The sequence below is a fragment of the Pseudomonas sp. GM60 genome, assembly GCF_000282415.1.
Lineage (GTDB): Bacteria > Pseudomonadota > Gammaproteobacteria > Pseudomonadales > Pseudomonadaceae > Aquipseudomonas > Aquipseudomonas migulae.
The window spans coordinates 1-2780 of sequence record NZ_AKJI01000153.1 but is presented as its reverse complement, the minus strand read 5'-3'; the positions used below and the strand labels follow the sequence as shown (position 1 = coordinate 2780).

The window sequence follows — 2780 nt, the reverse complement described above, 5'->3', positions numbered from 1 at the left end:
GCCAGCTCCTACAAGGGATCGCGTAGTTCCTGTAGGAGCTGGCTTGCCGGCGATAGGCCCTCAAACGTTTACACGTCCAGCTTGCGCGCCACCTCAACCCCAGCCGCACCAAGCTTGATCGGTTTCCATCGACGTTCATGGAGACTGATGAACGACGAACGGTTCAGGCCTCTTGCAACGTTTTGACCGTGTAGCGGCGCCAGATCAGGCGGCCCACGGTGATCAGCCAGTTCAACAGCGCCACGGCGAGAACGGTGAGCAACAGTGTCGCCATCCCGTGTTCGACGATGATCTTCCCGGCCAGCAACGGAAAGCCGAACACACCAATGAAGTACGACAGGCTGAACAGCAGCAACGCTTGCGCGGTGGTGCCGTGCGGCGCTTCATTCGCCGCCAGGCCATTGATCACCGAATACGTCAGCCCGTAACCGACCCCGAGCATCATCGCCGCGAGCACGTAGCTCAAGCCGCTGTCGACCACAAAACCGAACATCACAATCGAAACCATCATCAGCCCCGACAACAGGCAGGATGCGCGGAACGGATCGCGCTTGACCACGAATCCGGCAATCACCATCCGGCTGCTGATTGCCGCGCCCATGAAGCCGAAAAAGAACAGCGAGTAATCCAGCGAACGAGACGCCGCGTAGCTGGTCTGGAAACTCGACAGACCACCAAACACGCAGCCGCCGAGGCCGACCATGAGGATCGGGAACACTGCGCGGGACGATAAAATCTGCCGGGTTGCACGCCAGGAAATGCGTGCGACCGCAGCGGTCGGCGAGGGCGCTTTTTTCAGCTGCGCATCCAGGCGCCAGAACAGTAAAACGCCGATCAGGCTGGCCAGCGCCGCGAGGTAAAACGCCGCCGTTACGGGATAGCCCAGCGCACTGGCCGCGCGGCCCAGCAATGGGCCGCTGCCGATCCCGGTCATCATGCTGCCCGACAGCAGCGCAAAATATTTGGCCCGTTGGGCAGGCGTCACAAGGCTCGCGACGATGATCGGCCCGAGCGTATAGAAAACGCCCCAGCCCAAACCCAACAGCAAACCGAAAAACAGCAGCAGGTGGCCGAAGCCCGGCGTCAGTGCAAAACCCAGGCTGGCCGCCACCAGCAGCACGCCGAACAGCGCAATCGAACGCGCCGCGCCAAGCCAGTCGGACAAGTGCCCGGAAACGATCACCGCCGCAAACGTGCTGAGCATCGCCGCCGAAATCACGCTCCCGGCATCGTGTTCATTGCCGCCGCGCGAGCCGATCAACAGCGACAGCAAAAACGTCGAGCCGTAGGACAGCGACAGCAAATAACTGGCGAGGCAAAACAGGCCGAACAGTTTGCTGGAGACCTGAGGTGGAGCAGTGGACATGACGCGCTTCCTTGACCCGATAACGGAGAGTGTCATCTATCTATCATGCAAGGCGCCGATGTTAGGTCTGAGGTTATCGATTCCAGGGTTAGTGGTGGGCGGAGTAATGCACTCAGCCGATGCCGATTTCTTCTTTGAACAGCTCCATGAAATTTTTCAAACGTTCATGCCGGATGCGGGCCAGGCGTTGACCGGTGAGGGTCTGGAAGCCGTCTGCCAAGTGCAGCAGCTTGGTCTGGAAATGATCGAGGCAAAAGCGCTTGTCATCGTATTCCCGCGCATTCGCTTCCGGGTCTTGTGGGTCATACAGCGCGCTGCCCATGCGACCGGCGATGTAAAAGGTGCGCGCAACGCCGAGCATACCGAGGGAATCGAGACGGTCGGCGTCCTGCATGATTTTCGCTTCGAGGGAACTCGGGGTGATGTTGGCAAAAAAGCTGTGGGCCTCGATGGCGTGTACAACGGCGCTGATTTTTGCGCTGGGCCAGTGCATGTCGGTCAACACTGCAGAGGCCTTCTCGGCTGCCAGCCGCGATGCTTGCGAACGCAACGGCGAGTTCTTCTCCACCGACACGCAATCATGCAAAAGCACCGCTGCCAGCAGCACTTCAATATCGCCACCTTCCTCAGCATGAAGAGTGCGCACGTTGTGCCAGACCCGCTGCAAGTGCGACAGATCGTGGGCGCCGTCTTCCGAGGGTTCCAGTGCGTGGGGCAGCAACCTGGCGGCGAGGATTGGCAGCGGCGCGAAAGCATCAGTCGTCATAAACGTCCTGTTAAGTGAAAACGGTTGGGGCAGCGGCTCCACATCCTCCATAGATCAGCTTTGAATTTCCAGTGTGACGAGCGTTGCGCGCCGACTTAGTATGGCGTTTTCCACTTTTGACGAAGGCACGTCCATGACGATCGAAATCCGCCCGGCGACCCCCAGCGATGCACCGCAAATCCTCGCGTTCATCACTGAACTGGCCGATTACGAACGTGCCCGCCACGAAGTCATCGCCAGCGTCGCCGACATCGAGCGCAGCCTGTTCAGCGAAGGCGCCACCGCCCACGGCCTGATCTGCCTGCGCGACGGTTTGCCGATCGGCTTTGCGGTGTTCTTCTTCAGCTATTCCACTTGGCTGGGCAGCAACTGCCTGTACCTCGAAGACCTCTACATCACTCCCGAGCAGCGCGGTGGCGGGGCCGGTAAAACCCTGCTGCGCCACTTGGCGAAAATCGCCTGTGCCAATGATTGCGGGCGTTTTGAGTGGAGCGTGCTGGACTGGAACAAGCCGGCTATCGAGTTCTATAAATCCTTGGGTGCGCAGCCGCAGGAGGAGTGGGTGCGGTATCGGATGGATGGCGCAGTGCTAAGGGATTTTGCCGCGGGCAATTGACCCCCTTAAAAGATCGCAGCTTCGCTGGCTCC

3 protein-coding genes are annotated in these 2780 nt (G+C 59.8%); 1 reads left to right on the top strand and 2 read right to left on the bottom strand.

The features are described from left to right. Positions 1-163 precede the first annotated feature (163 nt). Both PMI32_RS02355 and PMI32_RS02360 read right to left on the bottom strand, forming a co-directional pair. Positions 164-1366: an MFS transporter gene (locus PMI32_RS02355; RefSeq protein WP_008034773.1), complete on the bottom strand. Its 1203-nt coding sequence runs from the start codon at positions 1364-1366 to the stop codon at positions 164-166. A 112-nt stretch (positions 1367-1478) separates the two neighbouring features. Further along, complete coding sequence (locus tag PMI32_RS02360; RefSeq protein ID WP_008034772.1) at positions 1479-2132, bottom strand: HD domain-containing protein; 654 nt, start codon at positions 2130-2132, stop codon at positions 1479-1481. 133 nt (positions 2133-2265) lie between these two features. Between PMI32_RS02360 and PMI32_RS02365 the strand changes: the two genes are divergently transcribed. Continuing rightward, entirely contained in the window at positions 2266-2748 is a 483-nt protein-coding gene (locus PMI32_RS02365; protein ID WP_008034765.1) for a GNAT family N-acetyltransferase, read from the top strand. Positions 2749-2780: the final 32 nt, after the last annotated feature.

Bases quoted from the DNA above. Each gene is read 5' to 3' on its own strand.
- PMI32_RS02355 (WP_008034773.1), bottom strand. From the start codon at position 1,366: ATGTCCACTGCTCCACCTCAGGTCTCCAGCAAACTGTTCGGCCTGTTT.
- PMI32_RS02365 (WP_008034765.1), top strand. From the start codon at position 2,266: ATGACGATCGAAATCCGCCCGGCGACCCCCAGCGATGCACCGCAAATC.
- PMI32_RS02360 (WP_008034772.1), bottom strand. From the start codon at position 2,132: ATGACGACTGATGCTTTCGCGCCGCTGCCAATCCTCGCCGCCAGGTTG.